Source organism: Mesotoga sp. UBA6090, from assembly GCF_002435945.1.
In the GTDB taxonomy this organism is placed as follows: domain Bacteria; phylum Thermotogota; class Thermotogae; order Petrotogales; family Kosmotogaceae; genus Mesotoga.
The window spans coordinates 1-17,372 of sequence record NZ_DIXC01000073.1; the positions used below are offsets into that span (position 1 = coordinate 1).

Below are 17,372 nucleotides of genomic sequence, written 5' to 3' on the forward strand. Positions count from 1 at the left end.
CTTACTCAATTCTACGCATTCTTTGACTCCTTTCCTATACACTGAGGAAGAGCCATTTCTATTTTGCCAGAAACAAAAAGGGAATTCGTTGAAAACAACGAGTTTCTCAATCTAAACGATCTATGCAAGAAATTCAATGTCTATCTTGGTTTCTATAACAAACTGAGGCCTCATGGATCTCTGAATTACAATTCACCGATTGATTTCTCTCAAATTCAAAGCAATTTCGAGGAAGTGTTAGTTAAACCCTAGTGTCCTTATATTATTCTCCAATAATCAAGGGTCAGACCGAGACTGTGGAAAGACTTCAAAATGTGGAGTCAGACAGGTTTTCCGGTGTCTGTCCCCCGCAGTTGATGAAGGGTATCGTCATTGCGGCTTGACATAGAATCTTGTTTTCTGATCTCTTCTCGCCTGGGCACAGTTTTTGAGTATAGAGAACTTCTGACTATAATTCCTTGTTGATTCAAAGTTAGTGCATGCGAGAAGGAATCGCAGGAGAATTCTTGGAAGTAGTACGTGACAATGTATATTGCTAGTGTTCTAATGAACTAGAACACCACATGAGCATGAAGTTGTGAAGGTGAATAAGAAATATCCTCCGATCATCAAGCTGGTTGTTGCGGGAGCTGTCACTTTCAGCGTTCATCTTTCAGCCTTCGATTGCTGGAGTGAGTTCTTTACTTACCAGCTACAAGAATCGCAATTGTATACTGTGCTTCATTCGGCAAATGAAACTGTGCGGTGACTCTTAGATTGCATAGGTGCAACATCAAGGATTATCAGGTATTATATTTCTTAGGAGCTTAGAAAGGGGAGGTTATGAAATGGAAGAAGAGAATGTGAAGAAAGAGAGCGGACTGTCTCAGATCTTTCTAGGTTTGATTGTTATTGCTCTTGGATTAGTGATCATTTTTGTGCCAGCCGTCCTGTCGAACTTCTGGCTCTTGTTCATCTGGCTCCCGGGTATTATTATGGAACACAATGCTTTTAAGAACCAGATCAACGGTCTGCTTATTTCCGGCGGGATTCTTCTGGTTGTTGCCCTTGCGCTGACTCTTGGAGTCATCTTTCCCGGTTTCTATTCTCAAGGAGGTTGGGGTCTGTTCGTTCTTGCTCCTGCCTTTGGGCTGCTGCAGCTCTATCTTGGCGAAGGACGAAGGAATTTCGGTTTGCTGGTTCCGATTGTGATATTAACTGCCGTGGGTGTGATCGCCCTGATACCTTCATCGCTTTCCCAGTGGACAATGATAGTGGTCGGTGCGGTTCTTATTCTCTTTGGTTTGCTCGTTCTTTTCAGAAGGAAATAGTCAGACGTCTCGGCCCATTTGGTAGAAATCGAAATAATGATCGTTAACTTTCATGAATTTCTTTAATTTTCCCTCGATTTCGAAGCCCATCTTTATGTAGAGAGCTATAGCCCGATCGTTATCGGTGCGGACTCTCAGACCAATCCTTGTAATTCCGTTTTTGTGAGCATGTTCAATTGAGAGCTCAATGAGCGCTCTTCCAATTCTCATTCCCCAGTACTTTTTTGACACGGAAAGAGCTATCTCTGCCCAGTGGTATATCCTCTTTCTCGAGCCGCCTTGCATCGTGATTAGGCCTACTATGCTCTGATCACATTTGGCAAAAGCCATCAGGCAGTTGTTCCTCTCCTTGAACGAACTAATGATATGTCTTTCATCCTCACTGCTCATGGTGAACTCGCCTCTTCCAAAGCTAAGGAAGTCGGACTCGACGGCTACTGAATTAATGTATTCGATTATTCTTTCTGAATCACCAACGCCCGCTCTGCAGAAACGACAAGAGTCACCGTTCTTGAGAGTGATTTCGCGGAGAAAGCTTTCAGAATGGAAGTTTTCCATCTTCGTCTTCCGTAGATGTCTCTTGAGGCTCCTCGGAAACCTCTTCCGCTTCAATGGAGTTCAGAAAACTCGAGTATTGCTTATCAAGTTCTTCCTTCTCCTTCTTAAGCGTTATCAGTCTCAAGCGCGCAGCGGTCAATAACTGAATTGCCTTCTGATAAGCCTTGAGCGCAATCTCTACATCAATTTGGGAATTGGTGCGAAAATACTCATCAATCGACCTTATGTGGCCAAGGAGTTTCTTGAAGTCCATGGAGTCTATTTGTTCTTCTTTCAATTTCAAGATTGATTCCAGCGTTTTCTCATCCATGTCACACCTCCGATTTCACTTCATCTATAGTAGTCTTTGCTTCTCCATCTTTGAAGACACACTCTAGCTTGTCACCTGCAAAAACGGCCTTGGCGCTGTTCACTATCAGGTCATTCTTCTTCAGGACGACGCCCCCAAACAGCAAGGATGCCGCATACCCGCCATGTTGAGTAAGTTGATCAAAAAGATTGTCCAGGTCATCTCCAGTGCGCATAATAAGATCATCTAATAGCCTTGCTATCGATTTGTCGAAAGTCTCGACGGCTACATCGGAATTCATGAAATATCTTTCGAGGCTGTTTCGCAGCTTACCGTAATCCAGCTGAGTTTCGCAAAAAGCAAGACTTCTCAGAATTGAAGTGTCCGCCCTGTTCATTAGAGCGTCTGTGGTCGAGAAAACTTCATTCATTGCTCGCTCGATTGAGAGAACGTATCTAGAGGGGTTGAATGATCCAAGTTCGTTCATTGCATGGGTTATTCTGTGCATAATGTTACCGGATAAAGTTGTTGCTTCATCCTCAATGAATCGATCCATTCGACTAATGTTGTCGTTGATCCTGTCGGAAATAATCTGAAGTCTGTCGGGTCCGATCTCGCTTCCCGCTCTTTCAAATTGCCATTCAACATCGTTATCAATAAGGTCGGCGAATTCTCGCAAAGAATCTATGTATTCATTGATCTGTTCACTTATCCCCCTTGCTACTGCGGTAGGAGTATCAAAGCGCTTCCAGGCAACAAAATCCGGTATTGTGAAGTCTCTTTCGTGCCCAATTGCACTCAACACCGGGCAGTATTCCTTGCTAAACTCTGAAATGGCAATGCCCAGTTCGAGACTGTCAAAGTACATCAAATCACTTGCAGATCCCCCACCTCTGGTTATAACCACAACATCATATTTGACGGTAGAACTTTTGATTGTTTCAAGAGCGGAAAGCACCCCTGGAACCGTGCGATTTCCTTGCATATAGGACTCGAAGAGATGCACAACAGGCTTGTATGGGTATTTCACAGAAAGATTCGAGAAGAAATCGCCGAGTCCTGCCGCTGTTGAAGAAGAAATTACGGCTACTCTTTTAATGGGCGGAAGCTCATTTAGATCATGCTCTTCAATCCTCAGAGCTCTCTTGGCCTTCAGAGCGAGGTAAATCTCCCTTCTGCGTGCAGTGATATCTGACTCGCCGATCGGGGCGATCGTATCTATCCAGATGGAGAAGCTTGCGCGAGGCTTGTAGAAGCTGAGAGTACCTTCGAAAAGCCACTTCTTGCCCTTCAGATCGGATGAGCTCTTGAGAGCCAGCTGTCTTCCCATCCTTGCAAAGGCAGGCTTTCCAGAAATCATGCTCAGGTCTATTCGCCTTTTCGTGTCACGTTCTTCATAATCTTGAGAAACGCTAATATATACATAGCTTCCCCGAACATTTATATTTGTCACATCAGCCGGAAACCTAACTCTCAGGTTATTCAAACCTACGCTGGTCAGAACCGATCTTATGTGTTCAAGCATGTTTTCAAGGTCTTTGAACTCAAGCGTCGCTTCTTCCATTTAGCTCTCCTTTGAATCGATACTCCCTTCCATTATAAAAGAAGAGGACGCCTCCAGGCGCCCCTAAATAAACTTTGATCGTCATTACTCTTACCTTGCTGTGTATCCTCCATCTACCATTAGTGATTCGCCGTGAATGAAAGAAGCTTCATCACTTGATAAAAAGAGAACTGCGCTTGCCACTTCCCTTGGATCTCCAAGTCTACCTACAGGATGCATTGAGACAAGCATCTCATACATCTGCGTACCCTCTTTCATGCCTGAATTCTCAAGCAGCGGGGTCTTGATGAAAGCGGGGTTCACAGCGTTAATTCGTATGTTCTTACTTGAATACTCAAGCGCTGCGGCCTTTGTCATTCCAACAACGGCGTGCTTTGCGGCCACATAAGCAGAAGCATTGTTGAAACCCACTTTGCCTAGAATGGAGGAGGTATTGACAATTGCTCCACCGCCTTGTTTGAGCATTTGTTGGATCTCGTACTTCATTCCGTAGAAGACACCAAGTAAGTTGATCGAAATAACCCTTTCCCAGTCATCATCAGGATATTCCGAAAGAGGAAGAGAAGGTCCTGCGATTCCCGCATTGTTGAAAGCCACATCTAGCCTTCCGAATTTCTCGACAATCGAGTCGACGAGCTTCTTTGTCTCTCGAGAGTTTGAGACATCATGTTTCATGAATAGGGCGTTTCCTCCAGCTTCCTTTATCTCTGCCTCGAGTCTTCTGCCTTTTTCTTCGTCAACGTCCGAAATGATTACACTTGCTCCTTCCTCTGCAAATGCTCTTGCACTATCGGCTCCGATTCCTGAGCTTCCACCTGTTATCAGAACGACCTTGCCATCGAATCTTTTCATAATTTCCCTCCTCTCATTCTTCATGAGCTCCGATAGTTTTTATCGGATATATTAATTATATCACAAAGCTGCTTATGCACGAAAATGAAAGAAGAGTGTGGTCTGTTCTGAAAAGAAAATTCAAGAGAGTCTTCGAGGTCTGTATTCTAGCATGAAGGAGGGCGCTGATCTCTTGCTTCTTTAATCATTTCTATGGAACTTGGAATATGAGGACGATGGGAGGAAGAACAAAGTCTTCGTGATATGTTGCGCGGCGGAATCTACTGCCTTGCAGGTGAGAGTGAGGGAATGCAAAACGTCCCATCCACAGCGAGTAGTACTTCGAGTTTGCACAATGAAAAGGGGGCGAACAAGGTTTTTGTTCGCCCCCTTAGAGTAATTATTGGATCAACTAAGATGAAGTGAGCGCTGCGCTTGCGTTAGATCACTCTATTGCAAGCCATCCATCCTCAAGCTCAAATAGCGCTACAAGATTCACTACAGCGGTATCGTTGGGTGCTAAGTTGAATTTCCGTACTACTTCTCTTGTAGTACCGTCAGGAAGTTTCTCGATAGCAGTTATCTTGTGCCATGGTCCTGGTGTGTTCGCAACTTTTCTCTTTTCCTTCCCAACTTCACCAAGGTCCACATCATCAACGATTACATAAATTAGATTAGCGGACTTGTATTCTACGCCGTTGATAACTATGTCTCTATTGTCAACGAAAACACGGTGCTCCTTGCCAATGACGTAGAGAACGAACCCTAAGGCAACCAGAACCACGACAAGGGCAACTCTAATAGCGTTCCTCCTCATGTGATCACCCTCCTGTCCCATCTTCAACCGCTGCTTTGATTGCTGCCTTTGCCTGTCTTCTTTCAGTCTCCTTTTCAACCTGCCTTCTCCAGGCGTAGAGAGCGAGTGAAATGGCGATTATTCCATAAGATACAAAGACCCTGAAAAACTCGCCGATCTGTGCCTGGCCTAAGAGTTCTTTTCCCGCTCTTGGAGCGACTATAAAGGTCAGATGGAAGAGAGTGATTCCAATGAAGACATTTGGAATGGTTGCTTTTGCGACTGAGGCGCCTCCAATAAGAAGCGCGGCAATGGCGAACGTTCCGACCTGATCGTGGGAATTGTATGTGTTGATCGTCCCGATATTCTGCAGGAAGATAATCTGACCGTAACAGGCGAGAACGGTCGAGATAATTATCGAGAGCGTTCTCGTTCTATCCACATTTATTCCGGCGGTTGCCGCCACCTGCATATCCTGGCCCACAGCCCTCATGTCTTGACCAAGCTTTGTTCTCGTGAACCAGAAAACAAATATGCAGAGTGCAGCTATTATTGCGAAGACACCGAGAGGAATAGAGACCCCGCTTATTTCAATGGACCACATATTGTCGAGAGCTTTTCTTACGCTTATCAAATCGATTGCATTTCTGACGCCGTATCCTCTGGGAAGCAGCAGCTTGCTACTGGCAATCGGTATTACACTTCCCATACCGTAGAGGATTGTAAACTGATAGATTCCGTTTATGAAGAATCCCAAAATCATTGATGTAACCATCTCTCTGCCTTTGGCCCGATTGAGGATCGTTCCCGCAAGCATACCCAAAAGAATCGCGATTGGTGTTCCAATAAGCATAGCAAGAACAATTCCCGGAATGCCTACTACTCCCCTGTCGAGCATGAAAATCAAGCCTATCTGCCCGGCCATGGCTCCAAGCACAATGCCGAAATTCAGTCCCATACCGGCCATAACAGGTATCAGCAGCGATATGACAAGGAAGGAGTTTCTCCCGAGTCTCGTAATGATTTCATTTAGGAGGTAATCAGTTGAAAACCCCGACAACGGTACGGCGAATATAAGAAGAATGACAAACAAGATTGGAACCGCATTGGAGATTACGAATCTTACCAATGGATTCTTTGCTCGTGTTAGGCTCTGATCTTTCATTTTCTCACCTTCATTCTTCTCGTCAAAGCATAAACGATCATACCGTTGGAGACGATTATTCTTATTACCTCTGACATGTCACTCTTAATCAAGTTGTTCATAACAGATGGAGTCATCGTCAGAATACCTTGAAAAAGGAATGCTCCGATAATAACATTGCCCATAGACGCTTTAGAAACTGAAGCTCCTCCGAGTAACAGGGCCGCTACGGCTGGGAAGGCCATTAGAAGAGGGGCCATGTAAAGCTGGATGAATCCAAAGCTTTGTTCATAGACAAGGATTCCCACTGCCGCGATAACCGTAGAGATAACGACTGATAGGACTCTCATTCTGTCTACATTAACTCCGGCTGCTTTTGCATATACAGGATTTGATCCTGCCGCCGTCATAGCCGTTCCTAGCTTCGTCTTGAAGAATGACCAGACAAGCAGGGCAATGAGGGCGAAGAAAAGGATTGCTCCCGTTGGAAAGAAGAAGTTTCCGATTCTTATGCTGAGAAAGTTGTTCAGGACACCCAGCCAGTATCCCTCGACACTAATGGTTGTCCTTAGACCGGAGCCTCCATATCCCCATATCATGTTCGGACTCTTATATGGCAGGAGAAGCCACATCATACTCATGAAGGCTACCGAAGAGAAACCGACGTATGTTGCTACGACCATCTCGTCTCCCTTAACTCTGTTGAGCAAAAGGCCGTAGAAGAACCCTAAAATTGCTGCGAATGGTATTGCAATGCCAATTGCTGTCAAGAAGCCTGCAAGCCCCGTTACACCGAGCTCAATGCTTGTAACCGCACCGATCAATCCGGCAATTACTCCGAGCTGCATTCCGAAGTTCAATCCGCAACCGGATTGAACCATCGGTACGAGCGAAAGAACCAGAACGGAATTCATAGCAAACCTTACTAATGTGTCGCTAATCGAAGTCCCGATACTTATGTTGACAAATGGTGCTATTACGAAAAGAGATAGAAGGAAGAGAGCAATTATGATTCTCGGCCAACCAGCCTTCTCTATGAGGTTCGCAATGCTTTCAAACACTTTCCTTCACCTCTTCCTGTTCACCTAGCATAAGTAAACCGAAGTCAGCAGGATCGGCTGTCGGCGGCAGAATTCCCACTATCCTTCCTTCACTTACTATTGCTATTCTGTCGCAAATTGAGCGGAGCTCTTCAAGTTCAGAAGAAGTCATGATTATAGTTGTTCCGTGTTCTCTATTCTGCCTTCTAAGGGTCTCAAGGACCACGCTTTTTGCACCTACATCGATTCCTCTGGTGGGCTCAGAAACAAAGAGAAAATCAGGTTCCAGAACAAAGGCCTTGGCAAGACATACTTTCTGTTGATTTCCTCCCGAGAGTTCCTTCGCCTGCTGTTTTTCGCTAACGCATTTGATCTGGAGAGATTCAACGTATTCTCTGGCAACCCTTGAAATTTCTTTGTCATCTCGCCACTTGATCAGGCCACCAAGAAGATTCTTGATGAACCTTCCTTGAATCTGGATCGCGGTGAATACGATGTTCAGATCTATTGGTTCATCAAGGAGGAGACCGACGCCCCTTCTGTCTTCCGAAACGAACGCGATTCCTTTGCTTAGAAAAGCTACAGGATTATTTAGCGGAAGTCTTTCGCCTTTGTAGTAGACCTCACCTTCAGCGGGGAAGAGACCCATTACTCCGTTGGCGATTCCTAGCTTTCCTTGGCCGGCGAGACCTCCAATACCGAGAATCTCTCCTTTGTGTACTTGAAGGTTGACACCGTTAACCTGTTCTCCAGGCATGTCTACCCAGAGATCCTTTATATCCAGAACGATTTCAGGCTCTTCACCTATACTTGCTCTAACCGAGGAGCTGTCCTTTATTTCTCTACCTACCATCAAAGAGGCGACCTCTCTTGGAGTGGTCTTGGATGACTCCAGCTCACGGACCACCTGGCCGTCTCTCAATACAATCAGCCGATCAGCTATTCCTAGAACCTCGCTCAACCTGTGACTAATGAAGATTATAGAAAGTCCCTTATTTGCAAGCTTTCTTGCCGCTTTCAGCATCGTTTCCGCTTCTGATTCTGTAAGAACTGCCGTAGGTTCATCTAGGACAAGAAGTTTAGTTGACTTCCTATCCATCTCTCTCGCGATCTCAGTGAACTGCCGGTGTCCGACAGGCATTTCGCTGACGAGCATATCAGGGTCCAGCTGGACCTCAAGCTTTTCTATTGCAGCAACGGCTCTCTTATGCATGTCCTCTCTATTAAGAGTTCGCAATCTCTCGCCGAAGACTTCTACGAAGATATTGTAATTAGTTGATTCTCTGTTTAGTAGTATGTTCTCTGTAGCAGTGAAACCCGGTATCAGTATAAATTCCTGGTGCACCATCCCTATTCCGGCTTCAATGGCCTCAAATGGACTGGCGAAACTGACTTCCTTATCATCGAGGAATATCTTTCCCTGAAAACCACCAGTCTCGTTGATAACAGGCAAACCGAACAGTATATTCATTAGAGTGGACTTTCCAGCACCGTTTTCTCCAACCAATCCAACGATCTCGCCTTTTCCAATTCTAAGAGTTACATCTTTCAAAACCTGATTACCGAAAAACTCTTTGCTGATGTTTTCCATCCTCAGCAAGTATTGCTTTTCATCCATGGCTTCACCCCAAATACCGAACGTTGGAAAGAATCAAGAAAAGGGGGGCTTACCCCCCTTTTTGACGCTATTCGCTTAGAAGTTTAGGAATTTCTCAGGAACTTCTACTTCAGTTATACCCATGTAACCTTTGCCAAATATGTAGGTGTCCTGATAGATCAAGAGATAATTTTCCTGCTCGATTCCATAGGAATCGACATAATAACTTCCATTCCAAGCTGCGCCTGGCGTGTATTCGGCAAATGCAGCCATGACTGCATCGAAGTCGTCAACCTCACATTTGCCTTCAATGACATTCTTGGCATGTTCTGCAAGCGCTGCGGTCGTCGTGTAACCAAGCGAGTAGGCCCATGTTCCCATTCTTCCGGCTCCACCCTTTGCCACAACAGCCTCTTCAACCTTGGCAAGAATTGCTGGCCAGTTACCAGTTTCCTCTTCGGTAAAGGAGATACCAAGTGCGCCAGGATAACCCATGAGTGGAGAAGGAAGATCGGCTTCGATGAAATAACCGCCAAGTTCGGCAACTCTCTTGAGAAGAGGTTCTGTGTGGGCATCGTTTGTACAGAAGAAGGCGGTCTTTGGTCCATACTCATCGAGCCAGGCGGGGACTTTCTCAAGAATGAACTGTTGTGCTCCTGCGATTCCAACGTCACTGACAGGGTCAGGAGAACCCATGTCGATGAACTCGAGACCGAGCTCTTCACAAGCAGCTCTCATGATGTCTCTTCTCTTCGATAGGAGTTCGTAAGACATGTGCCTTGGGAATGAGATGTGCATGAACTTCTCTGCACCGAGCTGCTTGGCCGTGTAGATAATTAGATAGCCACGGGCAAGTGAGTCAGCATTGACCGAGAGGTGGGCCGCATCGGCTAGCATTGGAGGATCTTCGTGAGGCAGACCGGCAAGAAGAAGAATATCCGGTCTTGTCTCCCTGATTCTTCTGAAGCTCTCGACTGTTCCTGGAATTGCCTGGTTGACAATGATAGCCTTCATTAGAGGATCGTCTGCGAGACCAGTTATCTGAGCAATAACTGTCTCCTGTTCAGACATGAAGTTGTCAGGGTAAGTAAGGTGAACTATCATTCCACCGGAAGCAGCATCTCCGTATTTCTTGATCAGCGCTTCGGCGCCTCGAAGATCATCTTCAGACTGTGACACCGTTCCAGTTACAACGCCGATGTGAAATTCTGCGGCAAACATGAAAGCCGCGCTTACAAGAACTACCAGCAGAACTAATAGTGCTTTACGCATTCAAAAACCCCCTTTTATTAGGAATTGAGGCTGCCCGATAGGCATCCTTTAATCATCATTTCTGTTTGACCGATATAAAAGCCGGATGTACCGGATACCAAAAAGGAAAGTATTGTGTTCACCGAGACCAGTTTATCACAATTCTGAGTCATTTATGTAATCACTCTGTTCTCCGCTGATCCTAATTCAAGCTGTTAAGAGCCATCTTATCTCTTCTCCTTGTTTGATTCTTTGGTATGCTGGTTTATAATCCTCTTAATGACTGAAATCGTCTCGAAAGTGCTTACTTTCTTTGTGTTAATAGGAATTGGCTTCATATTGAGGAGAACTAATCTGGTTGACGATTTGTTCACAAAGGTAGTTTCCGGATTCGTTCTTTACGTAACTCTTCCTGCTCTGATAGTAGATTCGATGAATTTTGAATACTCTTACGAGGTGTTTTCTAACTCCGTAATATTGTTAGTGGCTGGAGGAGTCTTGTATCTGATTCTCTGGTTTGTAGGATTAGTCTCATCAAAGATTCTTAAGCTCACCGGAGATTCGAGAAGTGTCTTTCTATATGCAGTTCTATTTGGAAACGTTGCTTACATGGGATACCCCGTTGTCGAGCTAATTATCGGGAAGGAAGGAGTGTTTTACAGCGCCGTCTTCAATATCTGGTTCAATGTGCTTACATGGACTGTCGGTGTGCGAATTATGTCACGTAAGGCTGGCTCTTCGACAAGAAAGGCTTTTCTCAATCCTGGGATCATTTCAGTATGCATCGGTCTTGTCCTCTTCTTCTCTCCATTGAAGCTTCCGGTGTTTCTTGATGAAGCTCTTGCTCTTCTTGGAGAAAGCACAATTCCTTTAGCCATGGTAGTTGTGGGAATTATTTTGGGCAATGTAAGACTCTCCACAATATTGAAGAGCAGAACTGTTATCTTCTACAGCATTGTGAAGCTGTGCATTGCACCGGTCATTGTCTTCTTTCTGTTGTCTGCCGGAGAAATGCCCGCGATGGTGAAGAAGATATTGATAATCATGAGCGCAATGCCTGCAGCAGCAAACACATCGATATTTGCAAGGATTTTCGATTCTGATTACGAGCTCTCCTCCAAACTCATTGCATCTTCAACTCTCTTTTCTCTAATAACAATCCCCTTGATCATCTCTTTTCTTGATTGAAATGGCAAGATATTTTCTCTCTTCCTATTTTGGTGCTGATAATGCTATTATCCCTCTATGGAAGCCATTAAAGAGAGGTGTTGTCAGTGAAGAGACTTCTTCTGGTTTTTGTCTTCATGATTCCCTTAATGCTTTATTCGCGTAGTGTAGGTCTCGTCCTTTCTGGAGGAGGAGCGAAGGGCGGTTATGAAATTGGTGCCTGGAAAGCTCTTCTTGATCTAGGAATGGAAATTGGTGGAGTCTATGGCACTTCAGTCGGCTCCTTAAATGCAGCTGCGGTAGCCCAAGGTGATTTTGATAAGGCCCTAAACGTGTGGAGGGATATCTCAGAAGAGAGTGTCATGAAACCGACTGAGGCTGAGAAAAAGCTGATTGAGGCATACGGTGGAGGAGCTGACTGGAGTCTGGGAGAGCTTTATCAGGGGGCGGTCGACGTGATAAATCAAGGAATAGATGTGACACCGCTTAAGGAGCTGTTGCGCTCACTTATTTCTGAGGAGTTGGTCAGGAGCTCTTCTATTGACTTTGGGCTCGTAACGTTCGATCTAACCGATCTGAGGTCCGAGATGCTTTTCATTGAAGACATTCCTCAAGGGTCTTTGATCGAATATATAATGGCGAGCGCAGATTTTCCCGGTTTCAGGACGGTGGTCATCGATGGCAAAGCCTTTGTGGATGGCGGCGTCTATTCGAATCAGCCAGTCGAAATGGCATTAGAAAGAGGCTTCAGAGAGATCATCCTTGTCGATATTGGTAGAATTGCGCTCAGAGATAGAATCGCTAAACGTCAGGCATTTCTTGCCGGCGCGAATCTAATTCATATAAGACCGAGAATAATGTACGGGAGTACATTGGATTTCGACGCTGAGATGACAAGGTTGCAGATAGAAGAGGGCTATCTCGATACGCTCGCTGCTTTTGGCTTTCTGAAGGGTGAGTACACATATATTTTCGAAGATCGAGACGTATTCAAAGAGATGTTTGATTCTCTCTCTCAAGATGAGAAAATCGCTGCTATAGAGATCGTCAGTGATCTTCAAGACTGCGATGATCCCGACAGGTTCTATTCTGAGTTACTATCGTCTCTCGGAAAGATCTACAAGAGGGATGATCCTATGATTGTTCTGGTTGATGAGTTAGCTTCCATTCTAGAGATTCCCCCACTTGTTCTGTACAGTATCGCTGAGGTCCTAGATGCGATTGAAAGTGCCTATGCCGAAAAGGGTTTTCAAGACCAAGGAACTTCACTTATACCCTATGGAAAAATGCTTGACTTTGTCCTCTTCTTGCACGATAACAGTGAAGTACCTTCACCTCCAGCGAAATTCGAGATGTTTAAATCCTCCTTCATGATTCTAGAGGGAGTTGAGGAGTGAAAAGATGAAGTGGATTCTATTGATTCTGATTGTTACGATTATTGTGTCTGGTTGCGTGCCAATGGCTCTAATGATGGAGCCAGAAATTCTGCCTAGGGGTACACTGAAACAGGCAGTCGGAATGGATCTTCTCGTAGCATTTGATGAATTGGTTGTCGCTCCTTGGAGTTTCCAGTATCTTGCAAGGATGGGATTGACCGAGTATCTCGAAGGTTCTTTGAGAGTGGCCATTCCAAGCATCTTCATATCTGCTCCGGCAGCAACCGTTGAAGTAGGAGCAAAACTTGGAATTCCCGGCTTGAGGAACGCAGCAATTCACATGAGCGGTGGAGTGTTCTTTGGAAAGAGGCCTAGCGGAATTAGTGGCGATGATTATTTCATACCTTTCCTTAGAATATCGCCGATGGCTGGAATCTATTTACAAGACTGGATGGTAGGGGCAAAACTCCAGCTTTTTGTGGCGAATGAGGTGGGTGTGATTCCAGGTCTCTTTCTAACCAACGGAAAATTCTATTTCGAAATCGATGTTCCATTTGCAGAAAGCACTTCAAGTCCGGACGGAGGACTATTTGGGATCGCTGTCGCCTTCTGATATGGCGACTACGGCTTTCTCTTGATGCATTTTATAAGACATTTAGGAGGAGACCACGAAGGGAACTGAGAGACGCCGTTGTCCGCCAACGGGTGATATCGAGCCTGTTACCACTCAGTCTAGACAAGCAATTTCAACAGCTCATCGTAGTTCTTTGCAGTATTTACCGGACCTTTGTTCCTTCTGGCATGCGGTCCAAACCATATGAAGTCGATACCGGCATTTTGTGAGCCTTTGTAGTCTGACTCCAGGCTGTCTCCAATATAGACAACCTCGTCACTCTTGACACCTGCAATTCTCATGGCTTCGATGAATATTTCTGCGTCGGGCTTTGCAGCGCCAGCCTCTTCTGAAGAAAGAGAAAACTCAAAGAATTCGTGCAAGCCGGCCGAAAGAAATCTGTTGTGTTGAACACGGTATACACCATTTGTTATTATTGCCATTCGTTTTCCTTGACGCCTCATAGTTATCAGAAACTCTTTCGCTCCTGGAAGGAAGTAGGCTTTCCCGGAAAGCCTGGTAAGGTATTCATCGTTCAGTTCTTCGGGATCGAAGGTGACACCGATATAATCACAATACTCTTCGAATCGGCCAACAACGACTTCTTCCTTTGTCTTCTTTCCCTGCTCCAGAAAGCCCCACCATTTTGTGTTTATTTCCTTGTACGAGTCTATCTGTTCATCGGAAAGATCAATATTTCTCAATTTGAAGAGTTCCAAAAGAGATTCGACTTCGCTTCTTTCGAAATCAAGAATCGTATGATCAAGATCGAAGAAGTACATTTTGTAAAGAGTGCTCAAAATCATTCCATCCTTAAAATAACCTTCAGCGACGTCCTGGCCGCTTCGAAGGCTTCGTATGCCCTACTGATGTGAAATGTCTTTGCTATCAGTGGTGTAGGATCGACTAATCCTCTTTCCAGCAATGAAATTGCCTTGTCAAATGGGCCGCATCGAGAGCCGATCAGTTCTATCTCTCTTACCACAACCCTCGTCATATCGACGGAAGGAAATCCCTCGTAGGTGCTTTTCAGCACTATCTTTCCCTTGGGCCTAACTATCGACAGGGCTTGGGCAAGCCCTCCGGGATTTCCAGTAGCTTCGATAACTATATCAAAATACCTGTCGATAGTCTTCGCATCTTCAATTCCAGTAAAAGATGCATTGCCAGTTTCTAGAAACTCGAGCCGCTCTTTATGTCTACCAATTAGCTGATGTTTTATGCCGTTTGCAGAAAGAACCATTGAAATCAGTAAGCCCAATTTCCCATCGCCTATCAAGCAAACCTTATCATCACGGAGGAAATCTGCGGATTCGAGAGCGTCAACAGCGGCGGCCAAAGGTTCAATAAATACGGCTTTTTCATCTGAGACAGATTCCGGAATTTCGTGAAGGTTTTGATCCGGCACTACTGCATACTCTGCAAAGACACCGGGGTAGTCGGCAATACCGACCGTCCGGATGTTTCTGCAGTGTTTGAAAAGTCCTTTTTGGCATAGGTCGCAGGTTTTGCAAGGTACGTTGATTTCGGTTGTCACGCGCTTTCCGGAAAGAGAATTCGAGTCACTCTCGATTACCGTCCCTAGAAGTTCATGACCCAAAATTCCGTGAAAGTTCATGTAGCCCTTTGTAATCTCGATGTCAGTATTGCATATTCCCGCAAGATTGACCTTAACCAGAGATGTCCCGGGAAGCCTTGTTGGGAAGGGCGCTTCTTCAAGTCTAAGTTCTCCGTCAAAGATCAGTGCTTTCATTGTCTAAAGACCTTTTCGAGAGCATTCTCGATGTCTTCGAGGATATCTTCGTGATGTTCTAGACCAGCGGAAATTCTCACAGTCCTGGCAGAGAAGCCGAATTTGTGTAGCTCTTCTTCGGGATAGTCTCTATGGGTCATCATTGCAGGCACTTCCACAAGGGTTTCCGCGTCCCCGAGTGAAACCGCTAGTTTGATAAGCTTCAGGTTACGAACAAACTTCTCTGCGTTCTCTCTCGGTCCATCCAGCTCAAAGCTGATAATTCCTCCAAAGCCGTTCATCTGCCTAGCAGCCAGTTCATGCCCTGGGTGGTCTTCGAACCCCGGATATGAAGTCTTTACGACTTCTTTCTGAGCTCTGAGAAAATTGGCTATTGCGGTCGCGTTCTTCTCATGCCTTTCCATTCTCAGACCTAGTGTCTTCATACCTCTTAGCAGGAGCCAGGCGTTGAATGGGCTCAACACCCCTCCTAGTTCGCACATATATCCAAATTTAAGCTTCTGGATGTAATCAAAGTCCTTTGAAGTCGCGAACCCACCAACAACATCTCCATGACCTGATATGTATTTTGTTGCACTGTGCAGTACAACATCGGCCCCGGAGTCTAGAGGTCTCTGAAAAACAGGAGTTGCGAATGTATTGTCTACAACGACCTTTACTCCCTTGGAGTGTGCAATTTCGCAGAGACCTTCTATGTCAATTATCTCGAGTGCTGGATTCGTAGGCGTTTCCAGGTATATCACCCTTGTTTCTGGAGTAATGGATTCCTCGACGATGTTTAAATCTGTCATGTCAATGAACTGTGTCTTAATGCCATAATTAGTGATCAAATGATTTAGAAATCCGAATGTTGAACCGTATAGGTTCCTGTGGGCAAGTACCGAATCGCCTGCCGCAGCGAACGACATGACAACCGAACTAACTGCAGCCATTCCCGAAGAGAAGGCCACTCCATCGGCTCCATTCTCTAGAGTTGCTAGCCTCTGCTCGAAGAGATTTATGGTGGGATTACCACCTCTGGTATAGACGTACGCGCGCCGTTTGAATGAAAATGTGTCTTCGGCCTGCTGAAGATCTGTGAACGTGAACGTCGAAGTCATGTATATGGGAGCGTTTAGCGACTGGTTCTGATCCTCTTGCTCCGCAGCGTGAATAGACAGTGTATCAAAATGATATTTTCTCTCTTCATCCACATCAAACACCTCGCTTCCTTTTGACATTATATCGCAGGTATGAAGAAGTGATACCTGAATTGATCCCAGGATTTTCGCCGAAACAAACCAAGTGAGGTGCGGATTTGTTTGGAAAGGAATCGAATGCTTCATTTGAAAGCTAGACTACTAGTCGTTAAACTGAAAATTAGCGCCTTCAAAACCCCTTAGTGGCTCTCTTCTTTACCTCGTCGATTTCTGCCTGAATTCTTAGTACGGTCTCTGGCTCTTCATAGAAGGAATAGGTATCTTCAGAAGTCTTCACTAGCAGGAAATAGTCCTTTATCTTTGGTTTGCCAATCATTTTGATTTTTTTTGCCGGCAAGAACATATCCCTCAGCGAAGGCAAATACAGTTCCCCGGACGACATGCTCATATGAACTGAGACCTCTTCTATCTCTTCAACGGGAACTCTCATACTGACCCTTCCGCTCCCCGGTATATCGACCGTAAAGTGAAATGCGTTTTCGTGTATGATCGCGTAGCTCTGACTCATATTCACCTTCTCTATCTGAGCTACCCTGCCAAAGGTGTAGAACATAGAAGACACTCTCTTTCTGCTATCGGGACCTGAGAGACCGAGGTTTCTTATCAGTTTCTCTTTGGGGCGTTCATCTCCCATTCCTAACAATACAGTGATGATGCAGATGATGTCTCCAAAAAGGAATCCTGCCCTGAAATTTCCAAGGAGTATCGCAATGACCTCTGCAGCTACAGGGATTAACGGGGCAATCAACAGAAGGCGGTAATCAAACTTCCTCCTTAGGACAGTAAAGATTATGTAGGCCGGAGCACAAACTAGGAAATACCAGAGAGGAGTGAGAAAAAATCTTGCGGCCGAGCCGGCCATCAACAGGAGAATTCCGAGCAAT

Annotated in this window: 18 protein-coding genes; 5 read left to right on the top strand and 13 right to left on the bottom strand. The window is 45.3% G+C overall.

Going from position 1 to position 17,372, the window contains the following annotated elements; all coding sequences use genetic code 11:
* Nucleotides 1-63 precede the first annotated feature (63 nt).
* Both B3K42_RS11710 and B3K42_RS11715 read left to right on the top strand, forming a co-directional pair.
* On the top strand, nt 64-252 hold the full coding sequence (locus B3K42_RS11710) for an IS3 family transposase (protein WP_414674540.1): 189 nt from the start codon (nt 64-66) through the stop codon (nt 250-252).
* A gap of 575 nt (nt 253-827) precedes the next feature.
* Nucleotides 828-1,310 carry a hypothetical protein gene (locus B3K42_RS11715; protein WP_292598913.1) on the top strand — a complete coding sequence of 161 codons (483 nt, stop codon included), beginning with the start codon at nt 828-830 and terminating at the stop codon, nt 1,308-1,310.
* On the opposite strand, the gene B3K42_RS11720 is transcribed toward B3K42_RS11715, so the two are convergent.
* The 9 genes from B3K42_RS11720 to B3K42_RS11760 form a co-directional block, all read right to left on the bottom strand.
* Nucleotides 1,311-1,868 carry a GNAT family N-acetyltransferase gene (locus B3K42_RS11720; protein WP_292598914.1) on the bottom strand — a complete coding sequence of 186 codons (558 nt, stop codon included), beginning with the start codon at nt 1,866-1,868 and terminating at the stop codon, nt 1,311-1,313.
* Entirely contained in the window at nt 1,849-2,178 is a 330-nt protein-coding gene (locus tag B3K42_RS11725) for a hypothetical protein (protein WP_292598916.1), read from the bottom strand. Before B3K42_RS11725 ends, B3K42_RS11720 begins: the two co-directional genes overlap by 20 nt.
* A gap of 1 nt (nt 2,179) precedes the next feature.
* Nucleotides 2,180-3,721: an exodeoxyribonuclease VII large subunit gene (gene xseA, locus B3K42_RS11730; protein WP_292598918.1), complete on the bottom strand. Its 1,542-nt coding sequence runs from the start codon at nt 3,719-3,721 to the stop codon at nt 2,180-2,182.
* Nucleotides 3,722-3,811: 90 nt separating this feature from the next.
* Complete coding sequence (locus B3K42_RS11735; protein WP_292598920.1) at nt 3,812-4,573, bottom strand: SDR family NAD(P)-dependent oxidoreductase; 762 nt, start codon at nt 4,571-4,573, stop codon at nt 3,812-3,814.
* 424 nt (nt 4,574-4,997) lie between these two features.
* Nucleotides 4,998-5,369 (bottom strand): DUF6672 family protein, encoded by a 372-nt coding sequence (locus tag B3K42_RS11740; RefSeq protein ID WP_292598922.1) that lies wholly within the window; start codon nt 5,367-5,369, stop codon nt 4,998-5,000.
* Between the two features lie 4 nt (nt 5,370-5,373).
* Nucleotides 5,374-6,513: an ABC transporter permease gene (locus B3K42_RS11745; protein WP_292598924.1), complete on the bottom strand. Its 1,140-nt coding sequence runs from the start codon at nt 6,511-6,513 to the stop codon at nt 5,374-5,376.
* Nucleotides 6,510-7,553: an ABC transporter permease subunit gene (locus tag B3K42_RS11750; RefSeq protein WP_292598926.1), complete on the bottom strand. Its 1,044-nt coding sequence runs from the start codon at nt 7,551-7,553 to the stop codon at nt 6,510-6,512. The genes B3K42_RS11745 and B3K42_RS11750 overlap by 4 nt, the downstream gene beginning before the upstream one ends.
* Nucleotides 7,546-9,150: a sugar ABC transporter ATP-binding protein gene (locus tag B3K42_RS11755; RefSeq protein ID WP_292598928.1), complete on the bottom strand. Its 1,605-nt coding sequence runs from the start codon at nt 9,148-9,150 to the stop codon at nt 7,546-7,548. Before B3K42_RS11755 ends, B3K42_RS11750 begins: the two co-directional genes overlap by 8 nt.
* A gap of 75 nt (nt 9,151-9,225) precedes the next feature.
* A complete protein-coding gene (locus B3K42_RS11760) occupies nt 9,226-10,401 on the bottom strand; it encodes a DUF3798 domain-containing protein (RefSeq protein ID WP_292598931.1) in 1,176 nt (391 codons plus the stop codon).
* A gap of 258 nt (nt 10,402-10,659) precedes the next feature.
* On the opposite strand from B3K42_RS11760, the gene B3K42_RS11765 reads away from it, so the two are divergent.
* The 3 genes from B3K42_RS11765 to B3K42_RS11775 all read left to right on the top strand — a co-directional run bounded on the left by B3K42_RS11765 (nt 10,660) and on the right by B3K42_RS11775 (nt 13,536).
* The gene (locus B3K42_RS11765; protein WP_292598933.1) at nt 10,660-11,568 is read left to right on the top strand and encodes an AEC family transporter; all 909 of its coding nucleotides are present in this window, start codon (nt 10,660-10,662) and stop codon (nt 11,566-11,568) included.
* Nucleotides 11,569-11,654: 86 nt separating this feature from the next.
* A complete protein-coding gene (locus B3K42_RS11770) occupies nt 11,655-12,944 on the top strand; it encodes a patatin-like phospholipase family protein (protein WP_258367262.1) in 1,290 nt (429 codons plus the stop codon).
* A 4-nt stretch (nt 12,945-12,948) separates the two neighbouring features.
* On the top strand, nt 12,949-13,536 hold the full coding sequence (locus B3K42_RS11775) for a hypothetical protein (protein ID WP_110990523.1): 588 nt from the start codon (nt 12,949-12,951) through the stop codon (nt 13,534-13,536).
* A gap of 119 nt (nt 13,537-13,655) precedes the next feature.
* Here B3K42_RS11775 and B3K42_RS11780 read toward each other — a convergent pair whose 3' ends face one another.
* From B3K42_RS11780 to B3K42_RS11795, 4 genes are all read right to left on the bottom strand, one after another.
* A complete protein-coding gene (locus B3K42_RS11780) occupies nt 13,656-14,342 on the bottom strand; it encodes a YjjG family noncanonical pyrimidine nucleotidase (protein ID WP_181419076.1) in 687 nt (228 codons plus the stop codon).
* Nucleotides 14,339-15,289, bottom strand: coding sequence for an MDR/zinc-dependent alcohol dehydrogenase-like family protein (locus B3K42_RS11785; protein WP_110990522.1), 951 nt, complete (start codon nt 15,287-15,289; stop codon nt 14,339-14,341). Before B3K42_RS11785 ends, B3K42_RS11780 begins: the two co-directional genes overlap by 4 nt.
* A complete protein-coding gene (locus B3K42_RS11790; RefSeq protein ID WP_110990521.1) occupies nt 15,286-16,482 on the bottom strand; it encodes a trans-sulfuration enzyme family protein in 1,197 nt (398 codons plus the stop codon). Before B3K42_RS11790 ends, B3K42_RS11785 begins: the two co-directional genes overlap by 4 nt.
* Nucleotides 16,483-16,657: 175 nt before the next feature.
* Nucleotides 16,658-17,371 carry a hypothetical protein gene (locus B3K42_RS11795; protein ID WP_110990520.1) on the bottom strand — a complete coding sequence of 238 codons (714 nt, stop codon included), beginning with the start codon at nt 17,369-17,371 and terminating at the stop codon, nt 16,658-16,660.
* Nucleotide 17,372 lies beyond the last annotated feature (1 nt).